Genomic DNA, 17,815 nt, shown 5'->3' with positions numbered 1-17,815 from the left:
CTTTTTTCATACGTGCTATTGGATAGAAGAAATGGATAAAAAAATTATACAAGTTGCTGCGGGGATTATTCGTAATGAGTTTGGGCAGATCTATTTAACGCAGCGTTTAGAAGGACAGGATTTTGCCCAATCTTTAGAATTTCCCGGTGGAAAAGTGGATGCGGGAGAAACTCCAGAACAGGCTTTAAAACGTGAACTGGAAGAGGAAATTGGCATTGTTGTATTAAATGCTGAACTTTACGAACGCTTCCAATTTGAATATCCAACAAAGATTATTTCTTTTTTCTTTTATGTTGTAGATGAATGGATTGGTGAGCCTTTTGGGAGAGAAGGGCAAGAAGGTTTTTGGGTTGAGCAACGCGCATTAGATGCAGGACAGTTTCCGCCAGCTAATGCTAAATTAATTCATCGCTTATTGAATGAAGCTCTCCATCCCATAAAATAAAACCCTAGTCAGGCTAGGGTTTATATAATATCTATTGATTTTTTCAAATTATTTCGGCATTGCGGCTTTCATTTGTTTAAGTTGCTCTGCCGCTTGATTACAAGCCTGATCCTGTGCCGCTACGGGCATTGATGCAAATTGTTGTTTGCTTGATTCATATTGAGCTTTCATCGCATTTGCTTGCGCAGCTGGCATTGATGCTAAGAAAGAATCAATTTCAGCGAAATAAGTTTTACAACTTGCAGACAAATCAGTTGCTGAAGCTGAAAAACCAAATCCCATTAAAATAAGCGTAGCTAGTGTTTTTTTCATCATGATATCCTCACGAAAGTTAATTAATAAGTCATTGCCGATATGGCGTTTTATTATACCGCTTTAGTGCAAAAAAAAAACAATAGCAATTACAAACAAATTTTTACAGATAAATCAGCGAGTTTAATCCACACTTTATCACTAAATTCTTGCTTAGCAAGACGTTCAATATTGGCAAGCTCTTGGATAATTTCGTAGAGTTTTTGGTAGGTTAAACGTTGAATCGCACTTAAAAAGAGCGGTCGGCGATTTTGCCAGATTTTTAGACGGTCAAATTCAGCCTTAATTCGTTGAGTTGGAAGTTTTTCCGTTGTCATAATGCGTTGCTGTGGTTTGGTAAGTTCAAGCAACGTAAATAATTCTCGCTGTAGCGTGCGTAATAAAATAACAGGTTGCACATCTTCTGCTTGTAAACCTTTTAAAATACGTTTAGCGCGATTTGCTTTTCCCATTAGCAAAGCATCAATCCATTGAAATGGTGTAAAAATTGATGATTGTTCGACGACGCTAATGACACGATTATAGTTAAGTTTATGGTCAGGATAGAGCAAATCTAAAAGCTGCAGAGATTGTTTGAGCGCAAGCAGGTTATTCTCATAACTGTAACAAAGTTGTTGAATTGCTTCATCATCAGCGTCTAATCCCATCGCTTTGGTACGATTTTTTACCCAACGAGGGAGATTTTCAGCCGTAGGTGTTTGGTAATTTACAAGAATCGCACTGGTTTCATATTGGTTTAGTTCAACAAACCATGCTTGGTTTTCATTTGCTTTTGTTAGTTTTGCAATTTGTAAAATTAGCAAGATATCTTCATGTAGAACCGAAATAAATTCTTGCAGATTTTTTTGTAAAATTGCGGTGAAATTTTCAGGTAAATTTAATACCATGACTTGTTTATTAAAAAACAATCCCATAGACTGACAGGATTCTATGAGTTGTGCCCAGTCAGTTTGGCTATCAATCTGGATGCTATTTTTCTCATCGAATCCTTGTTGGCTGGCTGTTTTATAAATGGCATCTTCACTTTCACTCAGTAACAAGGGATCTTGTCCTACCAAAAAGTAAACTTTGGCTAAACGCTGGGAAAGATGTTGATTGAGTTGCTCAGGAAAGATGCGATTCATTATTTGTTTTTCACTTGTTTTTCTAATGCAACCATTTTAGTAATGAGCTGACGTGCAGCTTGTTCCCGCATATCATTCCAAATTACTTCTCGTTCGGCGGATTTAGCCAATGCTGCGCGAGAGTTATCAAAGAAAGTACGGTTGACTTTTGCCGTGATTGGGTGGCTTTCACCATTCGCTAAACGAATGCTTGCTTCCACTTCTAACATCAATACTTTTTCAGCTTCACGTCCGCGTTTAAAGACAGAGGCGACTTCATCATTTGTGCGGAATTTATTGATACGCAAAACAGGAACGCCTTGAGTCGAATTGACGAGCTGAATGTTGTTCGCTTGTAGCTGATTATGCATCGCCACTGACATTTCGCTGTATGGATCAGGGCTTTCAAATGTAAGAGTACGTAATTCTTGTGGAATTAATGTACCATTTTGAAAATGCCAGCCGCAAGCAGAAAGCGCGGTAATGCTTGCTACAATAAAGAACGCTTTGATTGATTTAATCATAAAAATTACCTTTATTGTGGAGTGTATGAATTTAAAATCCATACACTAATATAAAGATAGAACCTGTGAAATATCAATATTCCACAGATTCTACGGATTATGGTTTAACCACAAAATTCAACATTTTTAATGGAATATAGATTTCTTTAAGAATTTCTTTTCCATCAAGGAATTTTGCAACATTAGGATCTGCTTTGGCCACAGCTTTAATTTCCTCTTCTGAAGACGTTGCAGGAACAGTCACTTTTCCACGAACTTTGCCATTTACTTGCACAACAATGAGTTTTTCATCTTCTACCATTGCGGCTTCATCAGCTTTCACCCATTCAGCGGTATCGATGTTACTTTCATTTCCTAGCGCTTGCCATAATTCAAAGCAGATATGTGGCGTAATTGGATAAAGCATACGCACAACTGCACTTAATGCTTCCGCCATGACTGCACGATCTTGATCGCTTTCTAAGGAAGCCTTAGTCAGTTTATTCATCAACTCCATTACTGCTGCAATCGCAGTATTAAATGTTTGACGACGACCAATATCATCGCTCACTTTTGCAATGGTTTTATGTACTTCACGACGAAGCGCTTTTTGCGCGGCTGAAAGTGCGGTGATATCTAGGCTAGTTTTTGCTGGATTTTGTTGATATTGATACACTAAATTCCATACACGACCTAAGAAACGTTTCGCACCTTCTACGCCAGATTCTTGCCATTCCAAGGTCATTTCTGCTGGAGAGGCAAACATCATAAACAGACGAACAGTATCAGCGCCATATTTTTCTACCATTTCTTGTGGGTCAATACCGTTATTTTTGGATTTAGACATTTTGGTCATGCCACTGTGGACTAGTTCACGCCCTTCAGGATCGGTCGCCTTAATAATTCTGCCTTTTTCATCACGTTCAAGAGTCACCTGTGTTGGACTTACCCAAATACGCTCATTTGTTGGACTGGTGTAGTAGAAGGCATCTGCAAGCACCATACCTTGACATAATAATTTATCGGCTGGTTCGTCACTGGTTACAAATCCTGCATCGCGTAATAATTTGTGGAAGAAACGGAAGTAAAGTAAGTGCATTGTTGCGTGTTCAATACCACCGATATATTGATCCACTGGTAACCAATAGTTTGCTTCTTCCGCATCAAGCATGCCATTTTGATATTGTGGACAAGTGTAGCGCGCGTAATACCAAGAGGATTCCATAAAGGTATCAAAGGTATCCGTTTCTTTTAACGCTAGTGCGCCGTTAAAGGTTGTTTTTGCCCAATTAGGATCAGCTTTAATTGGACTTTTCACGCCATCCATTACCACATCTTCAGGAAGAATAATTGGTAAATCTTCCATTGGTGCAGGTACTACATCACCATTTTCAAGGGTTAGCATCGGAATTGGCGCCCCCCAATAACGTTGGCGAGAAACGCCCCAGTCACGTAAACGATAATTCACTTGACGTTTTCCAACACCTAATTTTTCTAATTTATCTGCAATACCATTGAAAGCACCATCAAAATCTTTACCATCAAATTCAGCTGAATTAACAAGTTTGCCGTGTTCAGTAAAGGCTTGTTTGGTTAAATCAATTTCTTCATCTGCAAGTGGTGCGATCACTTGTTTAATTGGTAAGCTGTATTTTTGAGCAAATTCAAAGTCGCGTTGGTCGTGAGCTGGAACAGCCATTACCGCACCAGTACCGTAGTGCATTAACACGAAATTAGCGACCCAAATCGGTAATTTTTCACCCGTCAATGGATGAATAGCAAATAAGCCCGTTGCCATTCCTTTTTTCTCCATTGTCGCAAGATCTGCTTCTGCTACTTTTGCGTTTTTCGCTTCTTGGATAAAGGCGGCTAATTCGGGATTGTTTTGAGCTGCCAAACTTGCTAATGGATGTGCCGCCGCAATGCCTAGATAACTCACACCGTAAAAGGTATCTGGACGCGTGGTGTAAACTGCTACTTTTTCGTTGGTATCTGCAACATCAAAGGTAATTTCTACCCCTTCAGAACGACCAATCCAGTTGCGTTGCATGGTTTTTACCATGTCAGGCCATTGTGGAAGGGTATCTAAACCACCTAATAATTGCTCTGCATAGTCAGTAATTTTGATAAACCATTGTGGGATTTCTTTTTGTTCCACAGGTGTATCACAACGCCAGCAACAACCTTCGTGTACTTGCTCGTTTGCGAGTACGGTTTCATCGTTCGGGCACCAGTTTACGGTTGAGGTTTTTTTGTACACTAAGCCTTTTTTATAAAGCTCAGTGAAGAACCATTGCTCCCATTTGTAGTATTCTGGTTTACAGGTTGCGATTTCACGATCCCAGTCGAAACCAAAGCCTAAAAGCTGAAGTTGTTTTTTCATGTAAGCGATGTTTTCGTACGTCCATTTAGCTGGCGCAGTTTTGTTTTTGATTGCGGCACCTTCTGCTGGTAAGCCGAAAGCATCCCAACCAAATGGTTGTAATACGTTTTTGCCTAGCATGCGTTGATAACGAGAAATTACATCACCAATAGTGTAGTTGCGCACATGCCCCATATGCAGGCGGCCAGAAGGATACGGGAACATAGAAAGACAGTAATATTTTTCTTTAGATTCGTCTTTGATTGCTTTGAAAACTTTATTTTCTGCCCAATATTGTTGAACCTTTGGTTCGATCATATCGGGGCGATATTGTTCTTGCATAAAATCACCTTAAATTTTAACCGCACTTTTGCAGCATTTTGACAATAGAAAATGTGGTATAGAATACCGTAAAACGGCATAAATTGATAGGGTGAGAGTCCAAAGTGCGGTGATTTTTTTCTTTGTTTTTACAATAGATTTTGAATTTCTTTGGGAATTAATTTTGGGTCAGGAATCCAAACTTGTTTGTGTCGGCTCAATTCCCCTTTTTCTAAAATAATACTGCTTTTGGGCACTTTGAAGGATTTACTTAAAAATTTCAATAAATGCGCATTTGCTTGACCATCAACAGGTGGCGCAGTAATGGTAATTTTTAGTTCATCATCGTGAATGCCAGCAATATGATCTTTACTGGCTTTTGGCTGTAAGAATATTCTTAATCTAATACCGTCTTTATTTTGTTCAATCGCAGACATAAATTCTTCGTTTTGTTTATTTTTCTTTATTATAAAAATGAATTATGTAAAAAATAAAGTGTGGATTAGGGATCGCTAATCCATAGCAAGCAAATACAACTTATGATATAGTTCACAGCCGAATTTATAGGGATCTTTTTATAATAAAAATAATGATAGAACTCGATCAAAACAATATTCCAAAACACGTTGCCATTATTATGGATGGTAATGGGCGGTGGGCAAAACAGAAAAATAAAATGCGTATTTTTGGCCATGCCAATGGCGTATCTGCAGTTCGCCGTGCAGTAAGTTATGCTCGCCAAACAGGCGTGAATTTTCTTACGCTTTATGCTTTTAGTAGCGAAAATTGGAATCGACCAGAGCAAGAAGTCAGCGCGTTAATGACGCTTTTTATGCAAGCTTTAGATCGCGAAGTGAAAAAATTATATAAAAATAATATTCGCCTGAAAATTATTGGCGATGTATCTCGCTTTAGTGAATCTTTGCAAGAAAAAATTGCAAAAGCGGAAAATTTAACAGAAAAAAATACCGCACTTACGCTTAATATTGCTGCAAATTACGGCGGTTGTTGGGATATTGTGCAAGCAGCAAAACAACTTGCAGAAAAAGTAAAAAATAATGAAATGAGCGTTGAAGAAATTGATGAAATTGCTTTTCAGCGTCATTTGGTTACACAAGATGAACCACCAGTTGATCTATTGATTCGTACGAGTGGTGAACAACGAATTAGTAATTTTTTATTATGGCAAATTGCATATGCAGAACTTTATTTTTCCGATGTGCTGTGGCCAGATTTTGATGAGGCGGAATTTAACCGCGCCATCGCCTGTTATCAACAACGTCATCGCCGTTTTGGTGGGACAGAATAATTCAATAAATGGATTAAAATTATGCTTAAACAACGAGTTTTATCTGCCATTGTGTTAATCGTAGCGGTGCTATGTGCGCTATTTTTATTCACGCCTTTTTATTTTGCCCTCGCGTTAGGTGCAGTAGCGACTTTAGGCGTTTGGGAATGGACTCAGTTTGCTCGCCTTAAACAGCCTTTAGCGCGTTTTTGTGTTGCCGCTTTTTTAGGCGCATTTATCTTTTTATGGCTCTACACTGAGGGCAACTATTTAGATGCCGGTCGTGTGTTTGAACAACATCTTCAGCTTTTATTGATGAATGCTGTTGGTTGGTGGATTTTAGCTTTATTGCTTGTGGTGAGTTATCCTAAATCAGCTAAATTTTGGTGTAAAAATCCTCTTTTACAGCTTTTATTTGCCTTTTCTACTTTAATTCCATTTATCGCGGGCGTATTACGTTTACGTTTAGAACACTATACCCATGATCCTTATCACGGCTTATTTTTATTACTTTATGTATTTGTGCTTGTTTGGGCGGCTGATTCTGGTGCTTATTTTAGCGGACGAGCATTTGGTAAACGCAAACTTGCGCCAAAAGTTTCACCGGGTAAAAGCTGGGAAGGCGTTGTTGGTGGTTTAATTACAGCGTTAGTGCTTGCTTTTGTATTTATTTATTTCTCTGGCGATGCTTTAGTTGGTGAGCGAAATATCACTGGATTCGTTATTCTTTCCGTTGCAACAGTTGCAATTTCGGTATTGGGTGATTTAACTGAAAGTATGTTTAAACGTGAGTCTGGTGTGAAAGACAGCAGCCAATTAATTCCGGGGCATGGTGGTGTATTAGATCGCATTGATAGCTTGACTGCCGCGGTACCTTTTTTCAGCTACTTCTATTTCTTTGTGTTATAAGGATTCTGAATGTCATTTTTGTGGTCGCTAGGTTCTTTTATCATTGCTATTGCGGTATTAGTATCCGTTCACGAATATGGTCACTTTTGGGCTGCTAGAAAGTGCGGTATAAAAGTCCATCGTTTTTCAATTGGCTTTGGTAAGGTAATTTGGAAACGTATCGATAAGCACGGTACAGAATTTGCGGTTTCAATAATTCCTTTAGGTGGCTATGTAAAAATGCTTGATGGACGTAATGAAGTGGTTCCAGTTGAACAAAAATCACAAGCATTTGACAGTAAAAGCGTATTGCAACGCGCATTTGTGATTATCGCAGGTCCTTTGGCAAATTTTATTTTTGCGATTTTTGCCTATTGGGTCATCTACCTTTATGGAATGCCAAGTGTTAAACCTGTGATTGAATCAATAACACCGAGTTCAGTCGCAGCACAAGCTCATATTGAAGCTAATACACAAATTCTAGCGGTTGATGGCGAAGAAACTCAAGATTGGGAAACCATCAATATGCTACTTGCCACAAAAATGGGGGAGCCTAATGTTGAAATTACCCTTTCTCCTTTTGGTTCTAATATTGAACAACAGCGTACTTTAAATCTTACAAATTGGACTTTTGATCTTGAAAAAGAAAGTGCTTTTGAGGCATTAGGGATTATGCCTATGCGTCCTAAAGTTGAAATGGTGCTTTCTAAAGTTGTTCAAGGTTCTCCAGCTGAGAAAGCATGTTTACAAATCGGTGATAAAATTTTAAAAGAAAATTTAATCGCACTTCCTTGGCAAGATTTTATAAAACAGGTCGAACAAGGCGAATCTTTTTCTATTAAAGTTGAACGTAATGGGGAAATGCTTGACAAAATTATCACTCCAGTGCGTAATCAGAGTGGAAAATGGTTTGTAGGTTTAAGCCCAACTTTCGTAAAATTATCTGATGAATATCGTACAGAATTAAAATATGATATTCTTGACTCTTTGCAGAAAGGCATTGAAAAGACTGGCCAACTTTCTGTGTTAACCTTGAAGGTGTTAGGAAAACTAATTACGGGTGATTTGTCATTAAACAATTTAAGCGGTCCGATTTCTATTGCAAAAGGTGCTGGTGCATCCGCTAATATTGGATTGGGGTATTTTTTAAGTTTTATGGCATTGATTAGTGTTAATTTAGGCATTATGAATTTATTCCCATTGCCTGTATTAGATGGCGGTCATTTAGTTTTTTTAGCAATGGAAGCTGTTAAAGGAAAACCTGTTTCTGAGCGGGTGCAAAGCATCTGTTATCGAATTGGCGCAGCACTGTTATTAAGCTTAACGGTGTTTGCATTATTTAATGATTTTTTACGTCTATAATTTATATAGGATACAATCGATGAAAAAACTTCTAATCGCAAGTTTATTATTCGGTACGACAACGACTGTGTTTGCCGCACCTTTTGTGGCAAAAGATATTCGTGTGGATGGTGTTCAAGGTGACTTAGAACAACAAATCCGAGCAAGTCTACCTGTTCGTGCTGGTCAGCGTGTGACTGACAATGATGTGGCTAATATTGTCCGCTCTTTATTCGTAAGTGGTCGATTCGATGATGTGAATGCGCATCAAGAAGGCGATGTGCTTGTTGTTAGCGTTGTGGCTAAATCGATCATTTCAGATGTTAAAATCAAAGGTAACTCTGTTATTCCAACTGAAGCACTTAAACAAAACTTAGATGCTAACGGTTTTAAAGTTGGTGATGTTTTAATTCGAGAAAAATTAAATGAATTTGCCAAAAGTGTAAAAGAGCACTATGCAAGTGTAGGTCGATATAACGCAACAGTTGAACCTATTGTCAATACGTTACCAAATAATCGTGCTGAAATTTTAATTCAGATCAATGAAGATGATACTGCAAAATTAGCATCATTAACTTTCAATGGTAATGAATCTGTTAGTAGCAGTACGTTGCAAGAGCAAATGGAATTACAACCTGATTCTTGGTGGAAATTATGGGGTAATAAATTTGAAGGTGCTCAGTTCGAGAAAGATTTACAGTCAATTCGTGATTATTATTTAAATAATGGTTATGCCAAAGCACAAATCACTAAAACAGATGTTCAGCTAAATGATAGAAAAAACGAAAGTAAATGTAACCATTGATGTAAATGAAGGTTTACAGTATGACCTTCGTAGTGCTCGTATTGTTGGTAATGTGGGCGGTATGGCTTCTGAACTTGAACCTTTGCTTTCTTCATTACATTTAAATGACACTTTCCGTCGCAGTGATATTGCCGATGTTGAAAATGCGATTAAAGCAAAATTGGGTGAACGTGGTTACGGTAGTGCAACAGTGAATGCTGTACCTGATTTTGATGATGCAAATAAAACTTTAGCAATTACTTTTGTTGTTGATGTTGGTCGACGTTTAACTGTTCGTCAACTACGCTTTGAAGGAAATACTGTTTCAGCAGATAGTACTTTACGTCAAGAAATGCGCCAACAAGAAGGGACGTGGTATAACTCGCAATTAGTTGAGTTAGGTAAAATCCGTTTAGATCGTACAGGATTCTTCGAAACCGTAGAAAACCGAATTGATCCTGTAAAAGGTACGGATGACGAAGTAGATGTTGTGTATAAAGTTAAAGAGCGTAATACCGGTAGTATCAACTTTGGTATTGGTTACGGTACAGAGAGTGGTATTAGTTATCAAGCTAGTGTTAAACAAGATAATTTCTTGGGAACTGGTGCTTCAGTTAGCCTTGGAGGAACACGTAATGACTACGGTACTAGCGTAAATTTAGGTTATGTTGAGCCGTATTTCACGAAAGATGGAGTCAGTTTAGGTGGAAATGTTTTCTTTGAAAACTATGACAACTCTAGAAATGACACATCTTCTAATTATAAACGTACGACTTATGGTGGTAACGTTACTTTAGGTTTCCCTGTAAATGAAAATAACTCTTATTATGTAGGGTTAGGTTATGCTTATAATAAAATTAGTAACTTCGCGAGAGAATATAGTCGTGATTTATATATGCAATCAATGAATTTTAATGGAAATGCGATTAAAACAAACGACTTTGATTTATCATTCGGTTGGAACTATAACAGTCTCAATAGAGGATATTTCCCAACTAAAGGGGTTAAAGCAAGTCTTGGTGGACGAGTTACGACTCCTGGTTCTGATAATAAATACTATAAATTAAGTGCTGATGTTCAAGGATTCTATCCATTAGATCGAGATCATCGCTGGGTGATATCGGCAAAAGCATCGGCTGGTTATGCAAATGGATTTGGTAACAAACGCTTGCCATTCTATCAATATTATACTGCTGGTGGTATTGGCTCTTTACGTGGATTTGCATATGGTGCTGTTGGGCCAAATGCTATTTATTTAAATCCAACCCAAAATAAATGGGTGCCAAGCACAGATGTTGTTGGTGGTAATGCTATAGCAACAGCTAGTGCAGAGTTAATTGTGCCAACTCCATTTGTAGGGGATAAAGGCCAAAATTCAGTTAGAACCTCATTATTTGTGGATGCAGCAAGTGTGTGGAATACAAAATGGAAATCCGATAAAGCATTAGACGCAAGTATTGCTGCGTTAAATTTACCTGATTATGGAAAAGCTAGTCGAGTTCGTGCCTCTGCTGGGGTTGGTTTCCAATGGCAATCACCTATTGGACCGTTAGTGTTCTCTTATGCTAAACCGATCAAAAAATATGAAAATGATGATGTAGAACAGTTCCAATTTAGTATTGGTGGTTCTTTTTAATAAATTGAACTTTTTCCATCATTAGAATTCAAAGATAACATTCTCCGCCTAATTTTATTAGGTAGAGAAAACATTAGACAAACCACTATTTAATTAAGGATATTTATCAAATGAAAAACATCGTAAAAGTAACCGCACTTGCTTTAGGTATCGCACTTGCTTCAGGTTATGCTGCAGCAGAAGAAAAAATTGCTTTCATTAATGCAGGTTATATTTTTCAAAATCACCCAGATCGCCAAGCGGTAGCAGATAAACTTGATGCTGAATTTAAGCCTGTAGCTGAAAAATTAGCTGCAAGTAAAAAAGCAGTTGATGATAAAATCGTAGCTGCTCGTAAGAAAGTTGAAGCAAAAGTTGCCGCTTTGGAAAAAGATGCGCCTCGCTTACGTCAAGCAGATATTCAAAAACGCCAAGAGGAAATTAATAAATTAGGCGCTGCTGAAGATGCTGAATTACAAAAATTAATGCAGGAACAAGATAAAAAAGTTCAAGAGTTCCAAGCGCAAAATGAAAAACGTCAAGCAGAAGAGCGTGGTAAATTATTAGATAGTATTCAAACTGCTACAAATAATTTAGCAAAAGAGAAAGGTTATACTTATGTGCTTGATGCAAATTCAGTTGTGTTTGCGGTAGAGGGTAAAGACATCACAGAAGAAGTATTAAAATCTATCCCTGCTTCTGAAAAAGCTCAAGAGAAAAAATAATAGGTTCTCATAATGCAAAAATCCTATTCTTTACAAGAATTGGCAACTCAAATCGGCGCTACCGTTCGCGGTAACGCCGATGTTGTTGTTGAGAATATCGCCCCACTCGATAAAGCCCAATCAAATCAACTTACTTTTATTTCTAACGCAAAATTTCGTGCACTATTGAAAGATTCTAAAGCAGGAATTTTGGTTGTTTCTGAAGAGGATGTCGAACACTGTTCTCCAGAAAGCAATTTACTTATTGTTAAAGATCCTTATGTCGCTTACGCAATTTTGGCTCAATATATGGATAGCACACCAAAGGCTGCGCAAGGCATTGCAAAAAGTGCTGTAATTTTTGATAGTGCTTCTTTAGGTGAGAATGTTTCAATTGGTGCTAATGCTGTTATTGAAGAAGGTGTTGTACTTAGTGATAACGTGATAATTGGTGCAAATTGCTTTGTTGGTAAAAATACCAAGATTGGTTCAGGCACTCAACTTTGGGCTAATGTAACGGTTTACCATAACGTTGAGATTGGCACTAATTGCTTAATTCAATCAGGAACAGTCATCGGTAGTGATGGTTTTGGTTACGCAAATGATCGTGGTCGTTGGATTAAAATTCCACAAGTAGGGCAAGTAATAATTGGTAATAACGTTGAGATTGGTGCGAATACCTGTATCGATAGAGGCGCATTAGACGCAACAATTATTGAAGATAACGTGATCATCGATAACCTTTGTCAAATTGCACATAATGTTCATATCGGCACAGGTACAGCGGTTGCGGGTGGAGTTATCATGGCGGGCAGTTTGACTGTTGGACGCTATTGCTTAATTGGCGGTGCAAGTGTGATTAATGGCCATATGGAAATTTGCGATAAAGTCACGATTACTGGAATGGGAATGGTTATGCGCCCAATTACAGAACCTGGCGTATATTCCTCTGGTATTCCATTGCAAACGAATAAAGAATGGCGTAAAACAGCGGCACTGACGTTAGGTATTGATGGAATAAATAAACGTTTAAAAGCATTAGAAAAGAAAATTTCTTAATTTCTTCTGAAGTTTTATTACAAAATCCACACTTTAAAAGTTTACTATTAAAGTGTGGATTTTTATTTTACTAAACGTAACTAAAAAAGTTTAAGCCCGTTAATTAAGCACAACTTATCCTATAAAACAAATAAGCCCAACTTAAGTTGAGCTTATTAACATATCGTTATCTTTAAAGAATTACGCGTTACCGCCAGTGATTTTTGCTACTTCAGCTGCGAAATCTTCTTCTTTTTTCTCAATACCTTCACCCACTTCTAAACGGATGAAGTTAGACACTGAAGTGTTTACTGATTTTAAGAAATCACCTACAGATACTGAAGGATCCATTACGAATGGTTGACCTGTTAATGAAACTTCACCAGTGAATTTCTTCATACGACCCTCAACCATTTTCTCTGCGATTTCTTTTGGTTTACCAGAGTTAACAGCGATGTCGATTTGGATTTGACGTTCGTGTTCAACCACTTCAGCAGATACATCTTCTGGGTTCACGAATTCAGGTTTAGATGCAGCTACGTGCATAGCTACTTTTTTAAGTTCATCTGCAGAACCTTGACCTGCAACTAATACACCGATTTTCGCGCCGTGTAAGTATTGAGCAATTACTTGACCATCTAAGTAAGCAACACGACGGATGTTCATGTTCTCACCGATTTTAGCGACTAATGCAGCACGTTTTTCTTCGAATTGTGCTTGTAATGCTTCGATAGTTGTACCTTTGTTTGCTGCTGCGAAATCAGCTACTTCGTTTGCTAAACCTAAGAAACCAGCATCTTTTGCCACGAAGTCAGTTTCACAGTTCATTTCAACTAATACACCGAAACCATTTTCTACACGAGCAAGGATAACACCTTCAGCTGCAACACGACCTGCTTTTTTAGCTGCTTTAGCTTGACCAGATTTACGCATATTGTCGATTGCTAACTCGATATCACCGTTTGCTTCAACTAATGCTTTTTTACATTCCATCATACCTGCGCCGGTACGTTCACGAAGTTCTTTTACTAATGATGCTGTGATTTCAGCCATTTTTAAAATCCTCTGTCGAAAATGCGATTTATTTTGACCGCACTTTTAGATAAAAATATAGGGGCTAAATTTTAGCCCCTATGCCAATTAATCGTTTGATTATTAAGGGCTTCGCCTTATTGCAAAACTTAAATTATTCTGCGTCAGCTGCTAATTCTTCAGCAACTTGAGCTTCGTTACCACGACCTTCTTTAACCGCTGCTGCAGCTGCAGAAACGTAAAGTTGGATAGCACGAGTCGCATCATCGTTACCTGGGATAACGAAATCTACGCCAGCTGGAGTTGAGTTAGTATCAACGATAGCAAATACAGGAATACCTAGGTTGTTTGCTTCTTTAACAGCGATATGTTCGTGGTCTGCACCGATAACGAATAACGCATCTGGTAAGCCGCCCATATCTTTGATACCGCCAAGGCTTAATTCAAGTTTTTCCATCTCACGGGTACGCATTAACGCTTCTTTTTTGGTTAATTTGTCAAAAGTACCGTCTTGAGATTGAGTTTCTAAATCTTTTAAACGTTTAATTGATTGACGAACGGTTTTCCAGTTAGTCAACATACCACCTAACCAACGGTGGTTTACGTAATATTGTTGACAGTCTAATGCTGCAGCTTGTACTGCTTCTTGAGCCGCGCGTTTAGTACCAACGAATAATACTTTACCGTTGTTGCTAGCAATACGGGTTAATTCCGCTAAAGCTTCGTTGAATAAAGGTAAAGTTTTTTCTAAGTTGATGATGTGAACACCGTTACGAGCACCAAAAATGAAAGGTTTCATTTGTGGGTTCCAGTAACGAGTTTGGTGTCCGAAGTGTACGCCCGCGTTGATCATGTCGCGCATTGAAACTTGTGCCATAATATTTTCCTTTTGTTGGGGTTGAGCCTCCACATATCAGCTAATCGACCGTTTGGCACCCCGATTAAGCCTTGTTGATATGTGTGTGTTGTTAGTAATTAAAAAGCTGCTTTTGAAAGGCAAAAACAGCGGGGCGATTTATACCATAAAGTGCGGTTAAAAACCAGTTTATTTTGTTTATTTCTCCACTTTTCTTGCTTTGATAAATAACAATGGTGGGCGGTGTGATAAATCTTTAAATTCATTATGCCATTGCGGTTGGGCGGCAAGCATGGGTTCTTCCATTTGCTCGATTTGAAACCCTGCATGAATTAAATTATTGATAATTGTCGCTGTTGTTCGATGATAGGTTTGAAAAGGTTGTTTGAACCAATTTCTATTGCGTTCGCCCTCTTCTCGATAATGATTTAAACGATAAGCAACTTGCTGTTTTTTGTCATTTTTTTCCCAGCGTTCTCCTTCTTTGTGGCAGGTAGTTATCGGGTGTTCTTGTGAGAAAACCAATATGCCATTAGACGAGAGTTTGTCATAGATAGTTGATAATAATGCTGGAAAATTTTCAATATAATGAAAGGCAAAAGAGCTAGTAATTACATCAAAATGACGTTCTGGCAATTCTGCTAATTTTTCCATTGGTAAGTGATATAAGGAAAAACGCCCTGAAAATTGGCCGCACTTTTGCAGATCTTGTTCAGCTTGCTCTAGCATTTTAGCTGAAAGATCTGTTCCCACTACGCTCTCCGCATTGCGTTCTAAATAGAGTTGCAAATGTCCGCCCGTTCCACAACCTAGATCGAGCAATTTTTTTCCTTGTAAATCAGGTAACAGGGAAAGCATAGTCGGCTTTTCCACTATTTCATTGAGACTGATTGGGTTAGATCGAAGTTTTTGATAAAGCGCAAAGAAGTTTTCTTTATCGTAAACGCTCGTTTTGTTACTCATCTCGTTTCCTATGTAAAATTAAAAAGGGCGTATTCGATACGCCCCTACAATATTAACGCGAAAACTTATCCTGCGAAACTTGCAAACCATCCTAAGTTTACGCCTACTTGTGCCACAATATTTAACACACCAAATAAGATCACAAAGCCAATCATAAAATTACCACCATACACTTTATAAGTTGCATTTGGGAATTTTTGACGACTGGCTTTAGCAAGAAGTGCAGGTACGATTGCAGCCCAAATGGTTGCTGCTAATCCTGCATAACCAATGGCAATCACAAAGCCATAAGGGAATTGTAAACTTAACAATAGCGGTGGTAAAAATGTCACTAATGTGGTTTTTGTTCGTCCTAATAAGCTATCGTCAAATTTAAACAGATCAGCAATATAGTCAAATAAGCCTAAAGTTACGCCTAAGAATGACGTAGCAATCGCCATATAAGCAAAGAAATTTAATGCGACGGCAAGGTATTCTACTTCAATATATTTATGTAATGCCTCTAGTAATGCGGAAACATCGCCGCCTTTTTCAATTACCGGAGCAAATTCGTTGCGTGGCAAATTACCTTGCACAGCAAGTTGCCATAAAATATAAATTACGAGTGCTAATCCCGTACCGATGAAGATTGATTTCATGACTCGGCGACCATCACGGTTGTAATATTTTACTAAGCTAGGCACATTTCCGTGGAAACCAAAAGACACTAAGCAAACTGGAAGTGCGGTGAATAAATAAGGTAAATATGTTTGTTCGCCTTCAGCAACAGTATTGAATAAAACTTCTGTTTTTACAGAGCTTAATAAACCGGTAGTAGAAAGGAAAAAAGCGACCACCATCCCGACAATTAACACGGTTGTGAAACGGTCCACAGCTTTGGTTGAAAGCCACACGAAGGCTGCAAGGATAAGGCAGAAAATTAAAGATCCTGAAGTTCTTCCAATATCCATCGCACTTTCAGCAGAACTGAATGCTTGGTTGAGCAGATTTTGTGTAATGCCTCCGCCTGAGGTGATGTAGGCATAAGTCAAAATATACAAGACAAAAGCAACGGAAAGACCATTGATAATATTCCAACTTTTTCCTAATAAATCTTTAACGATGGTGTCAAAACTTGAACCTGTTGGATAATGCAGATTAGCTTCTAGGATCATTAATCCTGATGTTGTCATACAAAACCAAGTATAAATTAAAGAGAGAATCGAACCAATAAACCATACACCAGCCGTTGAAGTTGGGTTAGCCAGCATGCCCGCACCAATAGCTGTACCCGCGATGATCATCGCGCCGCCTAAGAGAGAAGGAGATCTTTGTTGTGTCATAAAATGCCTCTGAAATAAATTTGCACTATTATAGTAGTGCAAAAGGAAAGTGCAATATATTTATATCGACAAAAAATAATAAATTCATATAATCTGCGTCAGTTCAAAAAAGGATCACTTATGAAAAAACAACTTAAAAGTTTTGCTTTTGTGCTATTAGTCAGTTCACTTATCACAGCTTGTGCTGATTCGGCTTCTATAAATCGAGAGGCTGCGAGTAGTTATGCACAAGAAATGGGAAAAATTCGTACTCAGGGTGCAATTGATACTTCATCAAATACTGCAAAACGAATTCACCATGTGTTTCATAAAATGGTGAATTATGCAAACCAAGTTAATGAAACCGGACAGCAATTTAACTGGCAAATTAATGTTATTAAGTCAAAAGAATTGAATGCTTGGGCAATGCCAGGCGGTAAAATGGCGTTCTATACTGGGTTAGTTGATACTTTACAACTTAATGATAACGAAATCGCGGTGGTAATGGGGCATGAAATGGCCCATGCATTAAAAGAGCATGGTAAAGCTAAAACTAACTTTGGAACTGTTAGTAATATTGTTGGTGCCATTGGAGGGACGGCATTATCTATTGCAGTTGGGACGGATGTGACAGATTTGGTTTCGCTTACTAAAGATTTTGCCTTAGATAAACCTTATTCTCGCAGCGCTGAAACTGAAGCAGATGAAGTAGGGCTAATGTTAATGGCTCGTTCTGGATACAACCCACAGGTAGCGCCAGGATTGTGGCAAAAAATGGCAAAAGTGTCTGGTGGTTCTCGAGGTGCTCTTGATGCGTTAGCTTCTACTCATCCTAGCGATCAGTCTCGTCAAGAAAACTTACAACGTTTATTACCTGAAGCGATGGAGCTTTATAAAGCCACTAAAGATAAAAATGGCTAAATAAATTTAGTCAAAAAATGACCGCACTTTATTTTTGA

16 protein-coding genes and 1 pseudogene are annotated in these 17,815 nt (G+C 38.2%); 8 read left to right on the top strand and 9 right to left on the bottom strand.

Annotation, left to right across the window (positions count from 1 at the left end; all coding sequences use genetic code 11):
* Nucleotides 1-31: 31 nt before the first annotated feature.
* Nucleotides 32-445: an 8-oxo-dGTP diphosphatase MutT gene (mutT, locus tag AAX18_RS01595; protein ID WP_005627484.1), complete on the top strand. Its 414-nt coding sequence runs from the start codon at nt 32-34 to the stop codon at nt 443-445.
* Nucleotides 446-493: 48 nt separating this feature from the next.
* Here mutT and AAX18_RS01590 read toward each other — a convergent pair whose 3' ends face one another.
* The 5 genes from AAX18_RS01590 to yggU all read right to left on the bottom strand — a co-directional run bounded on the left by AAX18_RS01590 (nt 494) and on the right by yggU (nt 5,483).
* Complete coding sequence (locus tag AAX18_RS01590) at nt 494-757, bottom strand: DUF5339 domain-containing protein (protein ID WP_032825592.1); 264 nt, start codon at nt 755-757, stop codon at nt 494-496.
* 89 nt (nt 758-846) lie between these two features.
* Entirely contained in the window at nt 847-1,881 is a 1,035-nt protein-coding gene (gene holA, locus AAX18_RS01585) for a DNA polymerase III subunit delta (RefSeq protein WP_046952732.1), read from the bottom strand.
* On the bottom strand, nt 1,881-2,384 hold the full coding sequence (locus tag AAX18_RS01580; RefSeq protein WP_005627491.1) for an LPS-assembly lipoprotein LptE: 504 nt from the start codon (nt 2,382-2,384) through the stop codon (nt 1,881-1,883). The genes holA and AAX18_RS01580 overlap by 1 nt, the downstream gene beginning before the upstream one ends.
* Nucleotides 2,385-2,481: 97 nt before the next feature.
* Nucleotides 2,482-5,067 (bottom strand): leucine--tRNA ligase, encoded by a 2,586-nt coding sequence (leuS, locus tag AAX18_RS01575; RefSeq protein ID WP_046952731.1) that lies wholly within the window; start codon nt 5,065-5,067, stop codon nt 2,482-2,484.
* Nucleotides 5,068-5,195: 128 nt separating this feature from the next.
* Nucleotides 5,196-5,483 (bottom strand): DUF167 family protein YggU, encoded by a 288-nt coding sequence (yggU, locus tag AAX18_RS01570; protein WP_005627500.1) that lies wholly within the window; start codon nt 5,481-5,483, stop codon nt 5,196-5,198.
* A 152-nt stretch (nt 5,484-5,635) separates the two neighbouring features.
* Between yggU and uppS the strand changes: the two genes are divergently transcribed.
* The 6 genes and pseudogenes from uppS to lpxD all read left to right on the top strand — a co-directional run bounded on the left by uppS (nt 5,636) and on the right by lpxD (nt 12,725).
* Complete coding sequence (gene uppS, locus AAX18_RS01565; RefSeq protein ID WP_005627502.1) at nt 5,636-6,355, top strand: polyprenyl diphosphate synthase; 720 nt, start codon at nt 5,636-5,638, stop codon at nt 6,353-6,355.
* Nucleotides 6,356-6,376: 21 nt separating this feature from the next.
* Complete coding sequence (locus tag AAX18_RS01560) at nt 6,377-7,243, top strand: phosphatidate cytidylyltransferase (protein ID WP_046952730.1); 867 nt, start codon at nt 6,377-6,379, stop codon at nt 7,241-7,243.
* A 9-nt stretch (nt 7,244-7,252) separates the two neighbouring features.
* On the top strand, nt 7,253-8,584 hold the full coding sequence (rseP, locus tag AAX18_RS01555; RefSeq protein ID WP_046952729.1) for a sigma E protease regulator RseP: 1,332 nt from the start codon (nt 7,253-7,255) through the stop codon (nt 8,582-8,584).
* 19 nt (nt 8,585-8,603) lie between these two features.
* Nucleotides 8,604-10,983, top strand: a pseudogene (gene bamA, locus AAX18_RS01550) (outer membrane protein assembly factor BamA).
* Nucleotides 10,984-11,093: 110 nt separating this feature from the next.
* Complete coding sequence (locus AAX18_RS01545) at nt 11,094-11,687, top strand: OmpH/Skp family outer membrane protein (RefSeq protein ID WP_005627513.1); 594 nt, start codon at nt 11,094-11,096, stop codon at nt 11,685-11,687.
* A 12-nt stretch (nt 11,688-11,699) separates the two neighbouring features.
* Nucleotides 11,700-12,725, top strand: a complete 1,026-nt coding sequence (lpxD, locus tag AAX18_RS01540) for a UDP-3-O-(3-hydroxymyristoyl)glucosamine N-acyltransferase (protein WP_005627516.1) — start codon at nt 11,700-11,702, stop codon at nt 12,723-12,725.
* A 180-nt stretch (nt 12,726-12,905) separates the two neighbouring features.
* On the opposite strand, the gene tsf is transcribed toward lpxD, so the two are convergent.
* From tsf to mtr, 4 genes are all read right to left on the bottom strand, one after another.
* Entirely contained in the window at nt 12,906-13,757 is an 852-nt protein-coding gene (gene tsf / locus AAX18_RS01535; RefSeq protein WP_005627519.1) for a translation elongation factor Ts, read from the bottom strand.
* A 133-nt stretch (nt 13,758-13,890) separates the two neighbouring features.
* Complete coding sequence (gene rpsB, locus AAX18_RS01530; RefSeq protein WP_005698638.1) at nt 13,891-14,613, bottom strand: 30S ribosomal protein S2; 723 nt, start codon at nt 14,611-14,613, stop codon at nt 13,891-13,893.
* 177 nt (nt 14,614-14,790) lie between these two features.
* The gene (locus AAX18_RS01525) at nt 14,791-15,555 is read right to left on the bottom strand and encodes a class I SAM-dependent methyltransferase (RefSeq protein ID WP_005627524.1); all 765 of its coding nucleotides are present in this window, start codon (nt 15,553-15,555) and stop codon (nt 14,791-14,793) included.
* 65 nt (nt 15,556-15,620) lie between these two features.
* Complete coding sequence (mtr, locus tag AAX18_RS01520; protein WP_046952728.1) at nt 15,621-16,877, bottom strand: tryptophan permease; 1,257 nt, start codon at nt 16,875-16,877, stop codon at nt 15,621-15,623.
* Between the two features lie 120 nt (nt 16,878-16,997).
* Here mtr and AAX18_RS01515 point away from each other — a divergent pair, with 120 nt between their 5' ends.
* Nucleotides 16,998-17,777, top strand: a complete 780-nt coding sequence (locus tag AAX18_RS01515) for a M48 family metallopeptidase (protein ID WP_046952727.1) — start codon at nt 16,998-17,000, stop codon at nt 17,775-17,777.
* Nucleotides 17,778-17,815 lie beyond the last annotated feature (38 nt).

It is taken from the genome of Haemophilus haemolyticus, from assembly GCF_001008205.1.
Classification (GTDB): domain Bacteria; phylum Pseudomonadota; class Gammaproteobacteria; order Enterobacterales; family Pasteurellaceae; genus Haemophilus; species Haemophilus haemolyticus_Q.
Note: the sequence above shows the minus strand (reverse complement) of the source record. Positions and strands in the feature narration are given on the sequence as shown.

What these genes read in the sequence shown, in the direction of transcription:
- mutT (WP_005627484.1), top strand. Translation starts at nt 32, where the DNA reads ATGGATAAAAAAATTATACAAGTTGCTGCGGGGATTATTCGTAATGAG.
- tsf (WP_005627519.1), bottom strand. Translation starts at nt 13,757, where the DNA reads ATGGCTGAAATCACAGCATCATTAGTAAAAGAACTTCGTGAACGTACC.
- AAX18_RS01580 (WP_005627491.1), bottom strand. Translation starts at nt 2,384, where the DNA reads ATGATTAAATCAATCAAAGCGTTCTTTATTGTAGCAAGCATTACCGCG.
- rpsB (WP_005698638.1), bottom strand. Translation starts at nt 14,613, where the DNA reads ATGGCACAAGTTTCAATGCGCGACATGATCAACGCGGGCGTACACTTC.
- AAX18_RS01590 (WP_032825592.1), bottom strand. Translation starts at nt 757, where the DNA reads ATGAAAAAAACACTAGCTACGCTTATTTTAATGGGATTTGGTTTTTCA.
- holA (WP_046952732.1), bottom strand. Translation starts at nt 1,881, where the DNA reads ATGAATCGCATCTTTCCTGAGCAACTCAATCAACATCTTTCCCAGCGT.
- uppS (WP_005627502.1), top strand. Translation starts at nt 5,636, where the DNA reads ATGATAGAACTCGATCAAAACAATATTCCAAAACACGTTGCCATTATT.
- rseP (WP_046952729.1), top strand. Translation starts at nt 7,253, where the DNA reads ATGTCATTTTTGTGGTCGCTAGGTTCTTTTATCATTGCTATTGCGGTA.
- AAX18_RS01515 (WP_046952727.1), top strand. Translation starts at nt 16,998, where the DNA reads ATGAAAAAACAACTTAAAAGTTTTGCTTTTGTGCTATTAGTCAGTTCA.
- leuS (WP_046952731.1), bottom strand. Translation starts at nt 5,067, where the DNA reads ATGCAAGAACAATATCGCCCCGATATGATCGAACCAAAGGTTCAACAA.
- AAX18_RS01560 (WP_046952730.1), top strand. Translation starts at nt 6,377, where the DNA reads ATGCTTAAACAACGAGTTTTATCTGCCATTGTGTTAATCGTAGCGGTG.
- lpxD (WP_005627516.1), top strand. Translation starts at nt 11,700, where the DNA reads ATGCAAAAATCCTATTCTTTACAAGAATTGGCAACTCAAATCGGCGCT.
- yggU (WP_005627500.1), bottom strand. Translation starts at nt 5,483, where the DNA reads ATGTCTGCGATTGAACAAAATAAAGACGGTATTAGATTAAGAATATTC.
- mtr (WP_046952728.1), bottom strand. Translation starts at nt 16,877, where the DNA reads ATGACACAACAAAGATCTCCTTCTCTCTTAGGCGGCGCGATGATCATC.
- AAX18_RS01545 (WP_005627513.1), top strand. Translation starts at nt 11,094, where the DNA reads ATGAAAAACATCGTAAAAGTAACCGCACTTGCTTTAGGTATCGCACTT.
- AAX18_RS01525 (WP_005627524.1), bottom strand. Translation starts at nt 15,555, where the DNA reads ATGAGTAACAAAACGAGCGTTTACGATAAAGAAAACTTCTTTGCGCTT.